The following is a 16,116-nucleotide window of genomic DNA, read 5'->3' on the forward strand; positions in this document are numbered from 1 at the left end:
ACGTGGCTTGTCTTCTTTTGTCTAAAAGAACACCTGGAGGAGGGGGCCTTCCCTCGCCTCCGGCCGGATGCACGGTTTTGGGGGGGGGGGGGGGGGGGGGGTCCCCCCCCCCCCCCCCCCGCCACCGTCAGACGTGCCGGCCGAACCAGTCCAGGATCGCGTCGAAGCGGGCGACCCGGTGCGACGGCCGCCCGGTGCGCGACAGCTCGTGCCCCTCGCCGGGGAACAGCAGCAGCTCGACCGGTGTCCCCCGCCGTTTCAGCGCCACGAACAGCCGCTGCGCCTGTTCGACCGGGCAGCGCCAGTCCTGCTCCGAGTGGATGATCAGCATCGGGATGTCGATCTTCCCGGCGTACGTGAGCGGGCTCTGCACCTCGAACGAGCCGCCGTCGGCGCCGTACAGCGAGTCCGCGAACACCCAGCCGATGTCCGAGCTGCCCTGGAAGCTGTCGATCGCGTTGACGGCCCGCTCGGAGACGGCGGCCTTGAACCGGTCGCCGTGCCGGCCCGCGAGCCAGGTGGTCATGAACCCGCCGTGCGACCCGCCGAGCACCCCGACCCGGTCGCCGTCGAGGTCGTCGGCGGTCAGCGCCTCGTCGAGCAGGGCGAGCAGGTCGGCGGCGGAGACCTCGCCGACGTTGCCGCGGACCGCCCGGCCGTGCGCCTCGCCGTAGCCGGACGAGCCGCGCGGGTTGCCGTAGACGACCGCGTAGCCGGCGCCCGCGTACACCTGCGCCTCGTCGAAGAGCCGCCAGCCGTACTGCGCGAACGGCCCGCCGTGGATCATCAGCAGCACCGGGTGCGGGCCGTCGCCGGCGGGCCGGACGACCCAGCCGTGGACCGGGTAGCCGTCGGGCGCGGTCCCCGTCAGCTCGACCTGGTCGAGGGCCGTGACACCGGCGGAGAAGGTCGTCAGCCTGACGTCGCCGGCGTAGACCTCGCCCCAGTCGGCGGGCCCGGCGATCGTGGCGACGAGGGTCCCGTCCGCGGTCTCGCCGAAGCCGGCGACCTGCCGCTGCCCGTCGATCACGACGTCGGGGGTTCCGCCGTCGTACGGCACGCGCAGCAGCTGGACGGCGCCGCGGTCCTCGTTGGAGAACAGCACGCCGCTCGCGGTGGCGGCGATGTCCCCGCCGGGCGCGGCGAGGGTGTACCGCTCCGGGTCGAGCAGCTGCCGGGCCGGCCCGCCGTCCAGCGGCACGGACCACAGCGACTCGTTGCGCACCACCGGGTCGACGCGGCCCTCGCCGGCGAGGCTGGCGGTGAACAGGACCGAGCGCCCGTCGTGCGCCCACCGGCACAGCCCGGCGCTGTACGTGGTGTCGGTCAGCACCCTGATGTCGCCGCCGGCGGCGGGCATGACGCACACGTCGGACGCGAGGTCGTCGCCCCACGTGTCGTGCTGGTCCGACACGAACGCCAGGGTCCGCCCGTCGGGGCTCCAGTCGGGGTCGCCGTGGCCGCGCTCACCGTCGGTCAGCTGCGTGACGGTGCCGTCGAGGTCGGCGACGTGCACGTGCGCCGGGCGGTCCAGGAGGAAGCCCAGACCGTCGACACGGTAGAAGTACCGGGTGATCCGTCTCGGGGCCTCCCCGTCCGCCCCGATCGTCTCGCCCTCCTCGGTCTTTCCTGTCCCGTAGCGCCCCGCTTCCGGTACACGGGCGGAGAACGCGATGCGGGCGCTGTCGGGCGACCAGGCCGGCGTGCCGGCGCCCAGTGGCAGGTCCGTCAGGCGGCGCGGCTCACCCCCGGCGATCGGCATGACGCACAGCTGCGGCGGGCCCTCGTGCTCCGCCTTCGCGCCCCCGGCCCGGCTGCCCGCCGCCTTCGTCGCGCGCAGGAACGCGAGCCACCGCCCGTCCGGCGAGATCCGCGGCGCGCTGTCGTGCCACCCGTGGGTGAGCTGGACCGGCTCGGCACCGCCGTCGGTCCGCAGGAGCCAGAGCTGGGAGGTGTACGAGTCCGCGGCGAACTCGAGCCGGGTCACCGGCACGACGGCGATCGTGCCGTCCGGGCCGACCGTCGGCGCGCCGGGTAGGCGCATTTGGGACAGATCGATTGGCTTCACGTTCCGCACAGTAGTCTGGGTCACAGTTCTTACTCACCAGTAACCTCCTACCCCTACCCTACGAATCCATGGAGTCGTTGGAGTTCCTGGCCCGCGGTGACGATCAGCTCGCGCTGCACCCGTTCCCGGTGGACGACGCCGCGACCCTGGCCGTCCTGTGGCCCGCGATGGGCGTCCCGGCCCGCTACTACCGGCACTTCGCCGCCGCGCTGAACGCCGCCGGCGTCGAGGTCGTCGTCGCCGACCTGCGCGGCACCGGCGCCAGCACCCCACGCCCGTCCCGCGCCTCCCGTTACGGGCTCGCCGAGCTCACCGGCGACGTCGAGGCGGTCCTGGACGCGTTGAAGCCCCGCCGGGCCGGCCGCCGGTGCGTGCTGGTCGGGCACTCCCTCGGCGGGCAGGTCTGCGCGCTGCACCTCGCGGCCCGCCACGCGGCCGGCCTCGACCCCGGCGTCGACGGGCTCGCCCTGCTTGCCGTCGGGCTGCCGTACTGGCGCTGCTACCCGGGCCGGATGGGGCCCGGCACGCTCGCCTTCACCTCGACCCTTTCGCTGACGTCCTCGGTCCTCGGCGTCTGGCCGGGCTGGGGATTCGGCGGCCGGCAGGCGCGCGGCGTGATCCGCGAGTGGGCCTTCACCGCGCGGACCGGCCGCTACCCGACCCTGGCCGGGGTGGACGTCGAGGCGGCGCTCGGCGGGGTGCGGGTGCCGGTGCTCGCGGTCGACATGGAGACGGACCAGTACACGCCCGCGCCGACGGTGGACCACCTGACGGCGAAGATGACCGCGGCGACGGTCGAGCGGTCGCACTACTCGGCGGCGGAGGCCGGCTCGCCGATCGACCACTTCACCTGGGCGCGGCACGGCACACCCCTCGCCGGGCACGTCGCCGCCTGGGCCGCCGCCCTCTGACGCCGTTCCGCCGCAGCCCGCCCGGCTTTTCAGCGCGCGGCGGCGTTCAGCGTGGCGGCGTTCAGGACGGCGGCGGCCGGGTGGGTCAGCCCGCGGCGGCCTTCAGGGTGGCGGCCGTGTGCTCGGTGAGCGGGGCGCCGTGGCCGAAGCAGGCGATCGACGGGTCCAGGGCGGCCTGCCTGCACAACGACTCGGCGGCCCGGGGCGGGTCGGTGTTGAAGACGCCGAGGATGACGGTGCCGTCCGGGGTGCGGGCGATCGTGTCGCCGGTGAAGAGGACGCCCGGCCCCGGGAGGTGGTACGCGACGCTGCCCGCGGTGTGGCCCGGCACGGCCACGGCGACGGCATCGACGCCGCCGCCCAGGTCGACGGTGTCGCCGTCGTGGAGCTCCCGGTCGACGTGGACGGGTGGCGGCGCGACGGCGGGCACGGTCGCGTGGACCTGGTCGTAGAGGTCCTGCTCCCAGCCCGGCGCCAGCAGCGGCGGCGGGACGGTCGCCTCGCCGCGGATGACCGGCGCGTCGGCGTGGTGGGCGTGGACGGTGACCTCACCCCAGGCCGCGACGTCCGCGGCGGCGCCGTGGTGGTCCGGGTGGGCGTGGGTCAGCAGGACACGGCGCAGGTCGTGACGGTGGCGGCCGAGGGACTCGACGGCCCGCGCGATCCGGGGCGCGGACCCTGGGAGGCCGGTGTCGACGAGGGTCAGGCCGTCGGGGGCGCACCAGAGGTAGGCGTGGCCGACGGGGAACGCGAGCTGATACAGGCGGCGGGGCAGCAACTCGACCAGGTCCATCCTCGGACCGTAGGCGGGGCCGGGTGCCGTTGCCCAGGCCGCTCTGCCGTCAGCAGATCCGCCACCGGCGAACCGGACGCTCAGCCGTTCGGCGGGCACACAGCCAGGCGGCGAAGCGGGTGGCGACTCATGAGGTGAGCGGGGCACGCGGCCGGGTGGCACGGTCCCGGCCCGCAGCCCGCCCAGCGGCGGGCGCGGGGTTTGTCGCGGCCGGAAGGCCGCGGTCCACGGTGACCGCAGGCGGCGGGAGAGGGAAGGCCGTCTGCGGCCTGACCGGCGGCTGACGGGAGCGACGGAGGTCCGCCACGGCGGGCGTGAGCAGGGAAAACGACGAAGCCCTCAGCTGTGGTGGGCTGAGGGCTTCGTGCGGGGTGGTTCAGTGGCCGCTGGTGATCTCTTCGCGGTCACGGTCGTGGTCGGCGTCGAGCTGGCGCGGCTTGGGGGCCGGGCCGGCCTTTTCGATCGGGTAGAAGAAGCCCTTGACCGTCGGGGCGAGGGCGCCGAGGCGGTTCATCTTCTTGGGCACGACCCAGCCGGCGTAGTCGAGGCCGTGGTGCTCTTCGTCCGCCGGGCCGTGGCCGTTGCCGGTGGGCAGCGGCTGGTGGATCTCGACGAACTTGCCGTCGGGGAGGCGGCGGATGATGCCGGTCTCCACGCCGTGCGCGAGGACCTCGCGGTCGTGCTGCTGCAGGCCGAGCGCGATGCGGAACGCCACGTAGTACGCCAGCGGCGGGAGGACCAGGATGCCGATGCGGCCGGCCCAGGTCATCGCGTTGAGGCTGATGTGGAACTTGTCCGCGAAGACGTCGTTGCCGCCGGAGATCAGCAGGACGACGTAGAACGCGATGGCCATGGCGCCGAGCGCCGTGCGCAGCGGGTTGTCGCGGGGGCGCTGCAGGAGGTTGTGGACAGACTTGTCCTTCGAGAAGCGCGCCTCGATGAACGGATAGAAGATCGGCAGCATCGTCAGGATGCCTGGTAGCACCACCGTGGGCCAGAAGATCGGCGGGATGGTGTAGCCGTCACCGTAGAAGAAGTCGAACCGGATCTCCCAGGCCGGGAAGAGGCGGGTCGAGCCGTCGAGGAACATGACGTACCAGTCGGGCTGGCTCGCCGCCGAGACGACCGCCGCCTTGTAGGGCCCGAACAGCCAGATCGGGTTGATCTGGAAGAGGCCCGCGAGCGCCGCGATCACGGCGAACACGATCATGAAGAAGCCGCCGGCCTTGGCCGCGAAGCCGGGGAACATGCGCACCCCGACGACGTTGTTGTTGGTGCGGCCGGGGCCGGGCCACTGGGTGTGCTTCTGCTTCACCAGCAGGCCCATGTGCACGCTGATCAGGCCGAGCAGCGCACCCGGGACGAGCAGCACGTGGACGATGTACAGGCGGTCGAGGATGACCTCACCCGGGAACTCACCACCGAACAGTGACGTGGTCACCCAGGTGCCGACGATCGGGATGGACAGCATGATCGCGCTGGCGATGCGCAGGCCGGTGCCGGACAGCGCGTCGTCGGGCAGCGAGTAGCCGCCGAAGCCCTCGAGGAAGCCCATCCAGAAGAGCAGGACGCCGACGATCCAGTTGGCCTCGCGCGGCTTGCGGAACGCGCCGGTGAAGAAGACCCGGAACATGTGCACCACGATCGCGGCCATGAACAGCAGCGCGGCCCAGTGGTGCATCTGGCGCATGAACAGGCCGCCGCGCACGTCGAACGAGATGTGCAGGGCGGTGTTGTACGCCTGGGACATCTCCACGCCCTTGAGCGGGGCGTAGCTGCCGTCGTAGACGACCTCGCGCAGCGACGGGTCGAAGAACAGCGCCAGGAAGATGCCGCTGAGCAGCAGCACGATGAACGAGTAGAGCGCGATCTCACCCAGCAGGAACGACCAGTGGTCGGGGAAGACCTTGTTCATCAGCCGCCGGAGCGGGGTGGCCGCCTGGAACCGCTCGTCGAGGGCCTTGGCAGAGTTTGCCGGGAGTGCCCGGACGTCGATCTTGCGCCGTTTCATGGCCGCTCCCAGAAGGCCGGTCCGACCGGAATCTTGTAGTCCGAGGTCGCGATGAAGTACCCCTCATCGTCCACCGTAATAGGCAGCTGGGGCAAGGCGCGGCTGGCCGGACCGAAGATGGGCCGCGCGTTGTCCGTGATCTGGAACTGCGACTGGTGGCAGGGGCACAGCAGGCGGTTGGTCTGCTGCTCGTACAGGCTGGCGGGGCAGCCGGCGTGCGTGCAGATCTTCGAGTAGGCCACGTAGTTCTGCCACTGGGAGCCCTTGTTGATCTCCTTGGCGTTGCCCAGCGTCGCCTCGGCGTCCACCTCGCGGAGGTGGATGAGCAGCGTCGGCGAGTCGGCCCACTTGTTGGTGGCACCGTGCGGGATGCCGGGGAAGACGGTGATCTGACCGCCGACGCTGACGTCGGCGGGGCGGATCGGGGTGCCGTCCTCGTGGGTGAGGCGCACCGGCTTGCCGTCGTTGTGCTTGGGGTCCCAGCCGGTGGTGAAGAAGACGTTCTCGCCGTTCTGCGTCGGCGCCTTGATCAGCGAGCCGACCAGGAGGGCACCGGCGACCGCGCCGAGCGGCGCGGCACCGGCGAGGAACGCCAGGCCGACGAAGCGGCGGCGCCGGAGGCCGAGCTCGTCGCCCATGTTGAGGATCGTGGCCGAGGTCAGCACCTGCTCGGTGCTGTCCGACGGGCCGTCGTGCCGCTCCTGGATCGAGACCTCTTCGGGCAGGAGCTTCTTGCTCCACACCACGATGCCGAGGCCCAGGGTGAGCAGGGCCAGGCCGAGCGTCGCGCCGAGGACCGGCGTGTAGTACGGGTACAGCGAGCGGTAGGTCGAGTCGCCTTCGCCGTACTTCCACGGCCAGGCGATGTAGGCGACCACGAACGCGGTCCCGGCCAGGCCCGTGAGCAGGAACAGGAACGCCAGGAGGCGCTCGATGCGGCGCTCCGCGCGGGTCCCCGGCACCGGGAACCGCGGCACGTAGTGCACGATCTGCACGCCGTCGCGGCGCGCGCCCTCCTTGACCAGGTCGAACCTGGTCAGCGACGCGTCACTGGCGTCGAACTCGTCGTCGGACGGGTGGTGGGTGGTCATGACTTCCCTGCAATCCACAGCGTGGCGAACACGAGCGCCGCGATACCGACGAGGAAGATGACGAGGCCTTCGGGCACCGGGCCGTACCGGCCGAGGTTCCAGCCGCCCGGGTCGCTCGCCTGGTTCTTGTTGAGGTCCTGGATGTAGGCGATGATCGCGGCCTTGTCGTCGGGGCTCAGCTGGTTGTTGCCGAACACCGGCATGTTCTGCGGGCCGGTCAGCATCGCCGCGTAGATGTCGCGGTTGGTCGAGTGCTGCAGCGACGGGGCGAACTTGCCGGAGGACAGCGCGCCGCCGCCGGTGGAGAACGCGTGGCACGAGGAGCAGTTGACCCGGTAGAGCTCGCCGCCGTGGGCGAGGATCTTGTCGCTGCCCGCGGCCTTCTTGATCTCTTCGTCGAGGCTCTCGGCGCTGGGCAGCTGCGGACCGCCGCCGAGCTCCTGGATGTACGCGCCGAGCTGCGCGGCCTGGTCCTCGTTGAACTGCGGCTGCTTGCGCTCGGCCTGCGCCTCCTGGCGCGCGAGGGGCATGCGGCCGGTGTTGACCTGGAACTCCACGGCGGCGGAGCCGACGCCGATGAGGCTCGGTCCGCGGTTGTCCACACCCTGGGCGTTGCGCCCGTGGCAGGTGATGCAGCTGACCTCGTAGATCGCCTTGCCCTCTGCCGCGGACTCGGACAGCTTCACGGTCTCTTCGGCGCGGCCGACACCCGGTGCGTACGCGGTGTAGAGGCCTCCGGCCAGCGTGAGCGCCGCGACCAGCCGCACAGCAGCTGACAACCGCCGGCGAAGCTTGCCCCGCGCCGCGCGCGCGCCACCCGGCACCAGCCGGGCAAGCGGCCGCTTGCTCTGCTCAGAAGTCATGGCCTCACCTTTGTCGTCATCACCTATGTCGTCTCGTTGCGGTCCCCGCCCGGCTGCGCCGGTCGCGGCTCTGCGGTCGTGGTCTCGGGAGCGTGTGACGCGGCCCGCGGACCGTTACCTCAGGAAGTAGATCATTGCGAACAGTGCGATCCACACCACGTCGACGAAGTGCCAGTAGTAGGACACGACGATCGCCGCGGTCGCCTGGGCGGGGGTGAACCGGCCCATGGTGGTGCGGATCAGATAGATGATGAAGGCGATGAGGCCGCCCGTGACGTGCAGGCCGTGGAAGCCCGTCGTCAGGTAGAACATCGAGCCGTAGCCGTCACCGTTGATCTTCACACCCTCGGAGACCAGGGTGACGTACTCGTTGGCCTGCCCGAGCACGAAGATCAGGCCCATCACGAAGGTCAGCGCGAACCACCGGCGCAGGCCGTGCACGTCACCGCGCTCGGCGCGGAACACGCCGATCTGGCAGGTGATGGACGACAGCACCAGGATCGTGGTGAAGGTCAGCGCGTACCAGACGTTGAGGACGTGCGTGTGCTTCTCCCACAGCTCAGGAGCCGCCGCACGGATCGAGAAATACATCGCGAACAGCGCCGCGAAGAACATCAACTCGCTGGAGAGCCACACGATCGTCCCGACACTCACCATGTTGGGCCTGGTCAGTGAGTGGATCTGGCTCTTGGCAATAGCTGGGGCCGCAGTCACGCCGTCATTATTGCCCCCCGATCATCACCGACTTTTCACGGGGTCCACCAGAGAGGGACGTTTCGGCCTCCGGCATAGGCTGTGCACGTGTTGCGAGCTGCAGAACCAGGGCCTCCGACGGCGACGGCGATCCTCGGGTCCTTCCACGTGTCGTGGCTGACGCTGCTGCTGGTCGTCGCCGCCGGCCTGTACCTGACGGGCGTGCTGAGCCTGCGCAGGCGCGGCGACAACTGGCCTGTCGCCAGGGTCGTGCTCTTCCTCGGGCCGGGTCTCGGCTCGATCGCCGCGGTGACCATGACCGGCGTCGAGGAGTACGACACGACGCTGCTGAGCGTCCACATGGTCCAGCACATGATGCTGTCGATGATCGCGCCGATCTTCCTCGCCCTCGGCGCGCCGGTGACCCTCGCGCTGCGCACGCTGCCGCCGCGCGGCCGCGGGATCCTGCTCGCCGTGGTGCACTCGCGGCCGGCCCGCGTCCTGGCGTTCCCGCTGGTCGCGTTCGGGTTCTTCGTCGTGACGCCGTTCGCGTTGTACTTCACGGACCTGTACGAGCTGACGATGCGCCACGCGTGGGTGCACGAGCTGACGCACGCGCACTTCATCGCCGTCGGCTGCCTGTTCTTCTGGCCGCTCATCGGCCTGGACCCGCTGCCGGGGCGCTGGCCGTACCCGGCGCGGGCGCTGCTGATGTTCCTGTCCACGCCGTTCCACACGGTCCTCGGGCTGACCATCATGCAGAGCAAGGAGCTGCTCGGCGGCGACTGGTACCCGTCGCTGGGCCTGGCCTGGGCCGACCCCGCGCACGACCAGGTCGTCGCCGGCGGCGTCCTCTGGGCCGGTGGGGAGATCGTCTCCGTGACGATGCTCGCCGTGCTGGTCGTGCAGTGGATGCGCCAGTCGGACCGGGAGGCGCGCCGCGTCGACCGGCGCCTGGACCGCGAGGAGCGGCAACGGCTCGAGGAGCGGGAGTGGTCCGCCCGCACCGGTATCGCCATCACCGATGACGGTACGATCCCCGAGGCACCCGCCACACGAGGAGCAGCGCGCACATGACACAGCACACGGTCCTGCTGTACAGCGACGATCCCGAGGTCCGCGACCGCATGCGGCTGGCCATCGGCAGCCGTCCCGCGGCCGACCTGTCGGTGAAGTTCGTCGACGCCTCCACCTACGCCGAGGTCGTCGGCCTCGTCGACGACACCGACGTGGACCTGCTGGTCCTCGACGGCGAGGCGACCCCCGGCGGCGGTCTCGGCATCGCCCGCCAGCTCAAGGACGAGATCACCGACCCGCCGCCGGTCGTCCTGGCGATCGCCCGCGCCGCCGACCGCTGGCTGGCGTCCTACGCGCGCGTCGAGGGCACGATCATGTATCCCCTCGACCCCGTCACCACCGGCAAGACGGTGTCGGACCTCCTGCGTTCGCTCCCCGTCCAGGGCTGAGCATGGGCGAGCGGACCTGGCCCCAGCTGCTCAACGCCCTGCTCCGGGGCGAGGACCTGTCGCTGGACGACGCCGGCTGGGCGATGGGCGAGGTGATGGCCGGCTCGGCCACCCCGAGCCAGATCGCCGCGTTCGTCGTCGCGCTGCGCGCCAAGGGTGAGACGATCACCGAGGTGGCCGGCGTCGCCGAGATGATGCTGTCCATCGCGCCGAAGGTCCCGCTGACCGCGGCGCAGCGCGACGCCGCCGTCGACATCGTCGGCACCGGCGGCGACCGCGCCAACACCGTCAACATCTCGACGATGGCCGCCGTCGTCACCGCCGCCGCGGGTGTGCCGGTCGTGAAGCACGGCAACCGCGCCGCCTCCTCCTCCACCGGCGCCGCCGACCTGCTCGAAGCCCTCGGGGTCACCATCGACCTGGGCCCGGACGACGTCGCCCGCTGTGTCGCCGAGGTCGGGATCGGGTTCTGCTTCGCGGCCCGCTTCCACCCCGGCATGCGCCACGCCTCCGCCACCCGCCGCGAGATGGGTGTGCCCACGGTCTTCAACTTCCTCGGCCCGCTGACCAACCCGGCCCAGCCGACCGCCGCGACCGTCGGATGTTTCGACACGCGCATGGCGTCGGTGATGGCGTCGGTACTGGCGGGGCGCGGCTTCTCCGTCCTGCTCGTCCGAGGCGAGGACGGCCTGGACGAGTTCACGACCGGCGCGCCGACCAGGGTGTGGGCGGTCAGCGGCGGCACGGTCACCGAGTCGGTCCTGGACTCCGCCGACCTGGGCCTGCCCCGATCGGCCCCGGGCGACCTGCGCGGCGGCGACCCGGCCCACAACGTGGCCGTGGCGCACCGCATGTTCGCCGGCGAGACCGGCCCGGTCCGCGACGCCGTGCTGCTGAACGCGGCCGCGGCGATCGCCGCCCGCGACGGCCTGTCCACCGACCTGCCCGCCCAGCTGCGAGCGGGCATCGCCCGCGCCGCGGCCGCGGTCGACTCGGGCGCGGCGACGGACCTCGTCGCCCGCTGGGCCGCCTTCAAGCCGTAACCGGCCCACCCGCGATCCGGAAGACCTCCGCGCCACCCCGGCACCAGGTCTTCCGGATCACGACCAGCAACCGGCCGCGACCGCCCCAGCGCCGCGCGACCGGCGTGCCCGCCGCCTGCGCCGGGCTCGACCATGATCCGGAAGACTTTGTGTCGCCCTGGCCGCAACAGGTCTTCCGGATCACGAACAACCCGCACGGCAACACCCACGACGCCCAGCCACCATCCCGCCCCGCAGCCCGACTCCCCCATGATCCGGAAGACCTTGAGCACCCCTGGCTACACAAACTCTTCCGGATCATGGAAAGCAACCCGCAGCGATCACGACTGAGTCAGGTCGGCCATGATCCGGAAGAGATTTCGTCGCCCTGACGACCAAAAGTCTTCCGGATCATGAAAACGCGGCGGCGAGCCACCGGGGGATGGCACGCGGATGCGTAGGAAGCTGCCGCGCGCTCTGCGCGCTGGCAGTGCGTCGCGGAGCGACGCATTGGGGGGCTCCGGGGGTGAGAATCCCCCCGGCGGGACCCGCGGAGCGTGGGGCAGCGAGCCTATCGCCGGAGGCGACAGAGCGGGTAACAGCGTGACCCAATGGTGGGGGGCGGCGTTGACGATGCGTGGGCAACACTCCTAATTCGCAGAAGAAGGCGCTGCTTTCGGCCGTTGTGGCCGGGGCGCTGACGCTCGGCTTCGCCGGCATGATGGCGAAGTCGTGCGGGGCGCCGGTCAAGGAGCAGGCGGAGGCCGCCAACCCCGCCCTGGAGCTCGTCGACAGTCTCGCGTCGCGGCTGGTGCTCGGCCTGCAGACGGACGCGACGATCCAGTACCAGACCGCGGGCGGGGTCAACGTCGTCGTGTCGCAGTCGATGCCGCGCAGGGCGTACCGCGGGGCGGGGGTCACGTACATCTCGACGCCGGACGGCACGTATCACTGCAGGACCGTGACGCCGTCCCCGTCGCCGAAGGTCAAGAAGAGCCCTCAGCCGGTCGCTCAGTGCGATGAGGGCCCGGGGGCGGACACGATGTCCCCCTCGCAGGCGAAGGCGATCAGCGACGCGTTCGGGGGCGAGTTCATGGCGCCTGAGGCGGCGATGGGCAGGCTGGCGACGATCGCGCAGGGCGAGGAGGTCCGGACCGGGACGTCCAAGCGGGGCGACGCCCAGTGCGTGTCGGTGACGGCGAGGGGCGTCCGCACGGAGACCGCGTGCGTCAACCCGGCGGGGCTGCTGGCGTACTTCGACGGCACCACGGACGCCGGGAAGTACACGCAGCTCACGTTGCAGTACACGACGCCGAGCGTCAGCGACGAGGCGTTCCTGCCGCCGGGGGCGAAGGCACCCGGGACCACGGCGGGCCCGAAAAGCCCGAGCCCGAAGGCCCCGAGCCCGAATCCCAGGCCGAGTGGTACCGAAAAGTGATGCGACACGCCGCCGGCGCTGCCTGGACGCGGACGCCGGCGGTGGCAGCGTGACGGGCATGGAGCTGCACTGCGACACCTGCTCCCGGCAGCGGATCTTCGAGCGGCCGGCCTGTTCGGACCATCCCCGGGCGACCTGCCCCGACCGGGCCTGCACGGCCTGCGGCGCGGCGATCGTGGTCGCGCCCGTCATCCTGCTGATGGACCGCCGGTCGAGGGTCACGCTCCGGCGAGGACAGCAGAAAGCGGCCTGAACGACCGTTCAGCTCTCCGTGCCGACCGTTCGGCGCAAGTTCCGCGCGGGTACACATCGAGGCTGGAGAATCTGTTCATGAATCTCCGGCGCGCCGCCGTCCTTGCGCTCACCCTTGCGCTGGCCGGCATCGTCACCCCCGCATCCCCCGCCGCCGCGGCCGGCATCAACGAGAAGCTGGCCGTCATGTCCACCTGGTCGCAGCCGACGGCCGGGAGCTACAACGCCTGGAACACCGCCCGCCAGCACCGGTCCGACTGGGCGTCCTACGCCTTCGACTGGTCGACCGACTACTGCTCGACCAGCCCCGACCAGCCGCTCGGCTTCGACTTCCGGTTGTCGTGCCAGCGGCACGACTTCGGGTACCGCAACTACAAGGCGGTCGGGCAGTTCCCGGCCAACAAGTCCCGCATCGACAGCGCGTTCTACTACGACCTGAAGGCGAAGTGCGCCACGTACAACGCCGTCGTGCGGCCCGCCTGCACCAGTCTGGCGTGGACGTACTACCAGGCCGTCTCGGCGTTCGGCAGCCTCGCGTCGGTCAGCGACGCCGACCTGCAGCGCGCCGCCGACATGAAGGAACGTGCCGAGCTCGCCGCCGCCGCCAAGTCGAGGGCATGAAAAAAGGGGGCCCCGACCAGGGGCCCCCTTCCGTCACAGCTTCAGTGCTCGGCGCCGCGCCGGGTGCCGGTGTAGTACTCGAACATCAGTCCGCACGTGGCGACGATGACCGAGACCAGCCCGACCGCCACCAGCCACCACTGGTCGAACGCGAGGCCCAGGCTGGCGGTCGCCGCGGCGAGCGCGATGCCGACCGGCCAGTAGCTGCCCGGGCTGAAGAAGCCCAGGTCGCCGGCGCCCTCGTGGATCTCCGCCTCGGGCCGGTCCTCGGGACGCGGCTCGATGCGGCGCGAGATCAGCCACAGCGCGCTGCCGACCATCGTGAGCAGCAGGCCCGACAGGATCAGCGCGACCACGCCGATCCACTCCACGCCGCGGTGTCCGGTCTGCTCGTGCGGCGCGACGTTGGTCCACCAGCCGTAGAGCGCGGCCATCGCGAACACGAACAACGCGAGCACGAAGAACAGGCGTCCTTCTGACTTCATCGCCGTGCGCCCTTTCTCAGCTCGAGGACCGCTTGGTGCGGTCGGTGTCGAACGGGTGCGTCGTCGTCGCATACCCCTGGTTCGGGAAGCCCAGCTGCGCGAGGGCCTCCGGCGTGCTCTTGCCCGAGCCGCGCAGGTCCAGGTACTGCTGGTACTGCTCCGCCGAGACGACCCGCAGCTCGAAGTTCATCATCGAGTGGTAGGTGCCGCACAGCTCCGCGCACCGGCCGACGTAGGCGCCGGCGGCGTTGTCCTTGAGCTTGATCTCGAACCTGTTCTCGACACCGGGGATGACGTCCCGCTTGAACAGGATGTCCGGCACCCAGAACGAGTGGATGACGTCCCGCGAGGTCTCCTTGAACTGCACCGACTTGCCCGCCGGGAGCACCAGGACCGGGATGTAGTCGTCGGCGCCGACCGTCGTGATCGGCTTGCCGTCCGGACCCTTGGTGTCGCTGTAGACGAACTGCCAGTTCCACTTCGAGGCGATGACCTCGACGTTGACGTCCGGGTTCTTGGACAGCCGGTCCACGTCGGTCTGGATGATCGCGGTGTAGAAGAACAACACGGCGATGACCACGAACGGCGCGACCGTGTAGAGGATCTCGAACGGCATGTTGTAGCGCGTCTGGGGCGGCAGCTCGTCGCCGCGCTTGCGATAGCGCACGACGCACCAGAAGATCAGGCCCCACACGAAGACGCCGACCACGAGCGCGGCGACCACGGACCCGATCCACAGGTCATACATGCGGTCGCCCTGCTGGGTGATGCCCTTCGGCCAGCCGAACCCGGCGAACGCGTCATCGACGGAGCACCCGGCGAGCAGGGTCGTCACCGCGACGGCCGAGACGACGAGCCCGACGGCGCGCGCGGGGCTCAAACCCTTTGAGACCACCTGCTCCTGCCTCCTTAGCAGCGCCGCGCGGCCCGTTCCCAGGTCGTCGCGCGGCAAGCCTCACCAACGCTGGCGAGCGTACTCGACCATGGGAGGTCCGCCCGGCTTGGGGTGGTCGTGTCCGGCTCGCGATAGCGTTGCGGGGGTGGGTGTCTACTTCGACGCCGCCACCGCGATGCCGCCGCATCCCGTTGCGCGGCAAGCATTTCTGGCCGCACTGGACGACGGCTGGGCCGATCCCGGCAAGCTCTACACCCCCGCCCGCCGGTCCCGTCAGCTGCTGGACGCGGCCCGGGCCACGGTCGCCGAGGTGCTCGGTGTCCGCCCCGACGAGCTGCACTTCACCGCCGGCGGCACCGACGCGGTCCGCAGCGCGATCGCGGGCGTCAGGAGGGCCCGGGGCCGCCGGCGTGTGGTGCACAGCGCGGTCGAGCACTCCGCCGTCATCAAGGCCGCCGGGGACGACGCGGTCGCGGTGCCGGTGTCGCCGACCGGCCGGGTCGACCTCGACGCCCTGCGGATCGCGCTGCATTCGCCGGAAGTGGCCGTGGCCGCGGTCCAGAGCGCGAATCATGAGGTGGGGACGGTGCAACCCGTCGCCGAGGCCGCTCGGCTGGCGGCTGCGGCAGCTGTACCGCTGCTGGTCGACGCCGCGCAGTCGATCGGCCGCGCGCCGGTGCCCGGCGGCTGGTCCCTGCTGACCGGCAGCGCCCGCAAGTGGGGCGGGCCGGCCGGCGTCGGCGTCCTCGCCGTGCGCAAGGGCACCCGCTGGGAGCCGCCCTGGGAGCCGGCGACGGACGTGCCGGCGATCCTCGCGGCCGCCGCGTCGCTGCGCGCGGTGCACGCCGAGGCCGCGGCGGAGTCGGCCCGGCTGAGCGCGCTCGTCCAGGAGATCCGCGCCACGGTCGCCGCGACCGTGCCGGACGTCGAGGTCGTCGGCGAGCCCGAGCTGCGGCTCCCGCACATCGTCACGTTCTCCTGTCTCTATGCCGACGGCGAGGTCCTGCTGCACGCCCTCGACAAGGCGGGGTTCGCGGTGTCGTCCGGCTCCGCCTGCACCAGCGACACGCTGCGGCCCTCGCACGTCCTGGCCGCGATGGGCGTCCTCACCCACGGCAACGTGCGGGTGTCCCTGCACAGCGGCGTGTCCGCCGAGGACGTCCGGCGGTTCCTCGCGGTGCTGCCGGGCCTGGTCGCCGGCGTGCGGGCGGAGGTGGGCATGTGAGCCTGGTCGTCGAGGCGCTCGGGAAGCGCTGTCCCCTGCCGGTCGTCATGCTGGCGAAGCTCGCCGCGACCCAGCCGCCGGGCACCCGCATCGTGGTGCTCGCCGACGACCCGGCCGCAGCGATCGACATCCCGGCCTGGTGCCGGATGCGCGGGCACACGTTCGTCTCCACCGAGGGCGACCGTCATACTGTCGAAGTACGCTGATCCCGTCTCGCGTGGACTGGCAGCGGACACTACGGACGGTGGCCGTCTCGAAGATCGATTAGGACGCTTCGGGTAG

Annotated in this window: 17 protein-coding genes; 9 read left to right on the forward strand and 8 right to left on the reverse strand. The window is 71.3% G+C overall.

All coding sequences use genetic code 11. The annotated features are described in order from the left end of the window. Positions 1–127 precede the first annotated feature (127 nt). A complete protein-coding gene (locus tag ACZ6TV_RS21870) occupies positions 128–2,068 on the reverse strand; it encodes a S9 family peptidase (protein ID WP_465299050.1) in 1,941 nt (646 codons plus the stop codon). A gap of 68 nt (positions 2,069–2,136) precedes the next feature. Between ACZ6TV_RS21870 and ACZ6TV_RS21875 the strand changes: the two genes are divergently transcribed. Then, positions 2,137–2,979, forward strand: coding sequence for an alpha/beta hydrolase family protein (locus ACZ6TV_RS21875; RefSeq protein ID WP_465299051.1), 843 nt, complete (start codon positions 2,137–2,139; stop codon positions 2,977–2,979). 85 nt (positions 2,980–3,064) lie between these two features. On the opposite strand, the gene ACZ6TV_RS21880 is transcribed toward ACZ6TV_RS21875, so the two are convergent. From ACZ6TV_RS21880 to ctaE, 5 genes are all read right to left on the reverse strand, one after another. Next, entirely contained in the window at positions 3,065–3,772 is a 708-nt protein-coding gene (locus ACZ6TV_RS21880; RefSeq protein WP_465299052.1) for an MBL fold metallo-hydrolase, read from the reverse strand. Positions 3,773–4,148: 376 nt separating this feature from the next. Beyond that, positions 4,149–5,783 carry a cytochrome bc1 complex cytochrome b subunit gene (gene qcrB, locus ACZ6TV_RS21885; protein WP_465299053.1) on the reverse strand — a complete coding sequence of 545 codons (1,635 nt, stop codon included), beginning with the start codon at positions 5,781–5,783 and terminating at the stop codon, positions 4,149–4,151. Continuing rightward, positions 5,780–6,874, reverse strand: a complete 1,095-nt coding sequence (gene qcrA, locus ACZ6TV_RS21890; protein WP_465299054.1) for a cytochrome bc1 complex Rieske iron-sulfur subunit — start codon at positions 6,872–6,874, stop codon at positions 5,780–5,782. The genes qcrB and qcrA overlap by 4 nt, the downstream gene beginning before the upstream one ends. After that, on the reverse strand, positions 6,871–7,737 hold the full coding sequence (gene qcrC, locus ACZ6TV_RS21895; RefSeq protein ID WP_465299055.1) for a cytochrome bc1 complex diheme cytochrome c subunit: 867 nt from the start codon (positions 7,735–7,737) through the stop codon (positions 6,871–6,873). Before qcrC ends, qcrA begins: the two co-directional genes overlap by 4 nt. Before the next feature lie 114 nt (positions 7,738–7,851). Next, entirely contained in the window at positions 7,852–8,451 is a 600-nt protein-coding gene (gene ctaE, locus ACZ6TV_RS21900; protein ID WP_465299056.1) for an aa3-type cytochrome oxidase subunit III, read from the reverse strand. Between the two features lie 90 nt (positions 8,452–8,541). On the opposite strand from ctaE, the gene ACZ6TV_RS21905 reads away from it, so the two are divergent. The 6 genes from ACZ6TV_RS21905 (at position 8,542) to ACZ6TV_RS21930 (ending at position 13,229) form a co-directional block, all read left to right on the forward strand. Continuing rightward, entirely contained in the window at positions 8,542–9,507 is a 966-nt protein-coding gene (locus tag ACZ6TV_RS21905) for a cytochrome c oxidase assembly protein (protein ID WP_465299282.1), read from the forward strand. Then, complete coding sequence (locus ACZ6TV_RS21910; RefSeq protein ID WP_354782960.1) at positions 9,504–9,896, forward strand: hypothetical protein; 393 nt, start codon at positions 9,504–9,506, stop codon at positions 9,894–9,896. Before ACZ6TV_RS21905 ends, ACZ6TV_RS21910 begins: the two co-directional genes overlap by 4 nt. A gap of 2 nt (positions 9,897–9,898) precedes the next feature. Further along, positions 9,899–10,939, forward strand: coding sequence for an anthranilate phosphoribosyltransferase (gene trpD, locus ACZ6TV_RS21915; RefSeq protein WP_465299057.1), 1,041 nt, complete (start codon positions 9,899–9,901; stop codon positions 10,937–10,939). A gap of 616 nt (positions 10,940–11,555) precedes the next feature. Further along, on the forward strand, positions 11,556–12,356 hold the full coding sequence (locus tag ACZ6TV_RS21920; protein ID WP_465299058.1) for a hypothetical protein: 801 nt from the start codon (positions 11,556–11,558) through the stop codon (positions 12,354–12,356). Between the two features lie 49 nt (positions 12,357–12,405). Then, positions 12,406–12,609, forward strand: a complete 204-nt coding sequence (locus tag ACZ6TV_RS21925; RefSeq protein WP_465299059.1) for a hypothetical protein — start codon at positions 12,406–12,408, stop codon at positions 12,607–12,609. Between the two features lie 77 nt (positions 12,610–12,686). Continuing rightward, positions 12,687–13,229, forward strand: coding sequence for a phospholipase (locus tag ACZ6TV_RS21930; protein ID WP_465299060.1), 543 nt, complete (start codon positions 12,687–12,689; stop codon positions 13,227–13,229). 41 nt (positions 13,230–13,270) lie between these two features. Here ACZ6TV_RS21930 and ACZ6TV_RS21935 read toward each other — a convergent pair whose 3' ends face one another. After that, a complete protein-coding gene (locus tag ACZ6TV_RS21935) occupies positions 13,271–13,714 on the reverse strand; it encodes a cytochrome c oxidase subunit 4 (protein ID WP_465299061.1) in 444 nt (147 codons plus the stop codon). Positions 13,715–13,730: 16 nt separating this feature from the next. Beyond that, positions 13,731–14,609 carry an aa3-type cytochrome oxidase subunit II gene (ctaC, locus tag ACZ6TV_RS21940; RefSeq protein WP_465299062.1) on the reverse strand — a complete coding sequence of 293 codons (879 nt, stop codon included), beginning with the start codon at positions 14,607–14,609 and terminating at the stop codon, positions 13,731–13,733. 88 nt (positions 14,610–14,697) lie between these two features. On the opposite strand from ctaC, the gene ACZ6TV_RS21945 reads away from it, so the two are divergent. Both ACZ6TV_RS21945 and ACZ6TV_RS21950 read left to right on the forward strand, forming a co-directional pair. Then, entirely contained in the window at positions 14,698–15,834 is a 1,137-nt protein-coding gene (locus tag ACZ6TV_RS21945; protein WP_465299063.1) for a cysteine desulfurase family protein, read from the forward strand. Then, the gene (locus ACZ6TV_RS21950) at positions 15,831–16,040 is read left to right on the forward strand and encodes a sulfurtransferase TusA family protein (RefSeq protein WP_465299064.1); all 210 of its coding nucleotides are present in this window, start codon (positions 15,831–15,833) and stop codon (positions 16,038–16,040) included. The genes ACZ6TV_RS21945 and ACZ6TV_RS21950 overlap by 4 nt, the downstream gene beginning before the upstream one ends. Positions 16,041–16,116 lie beyond the last annotated feature (76 nt).

This window comes from Dactylosporangium sp. NPDC051087 (genome assembly GCF_055586325.1).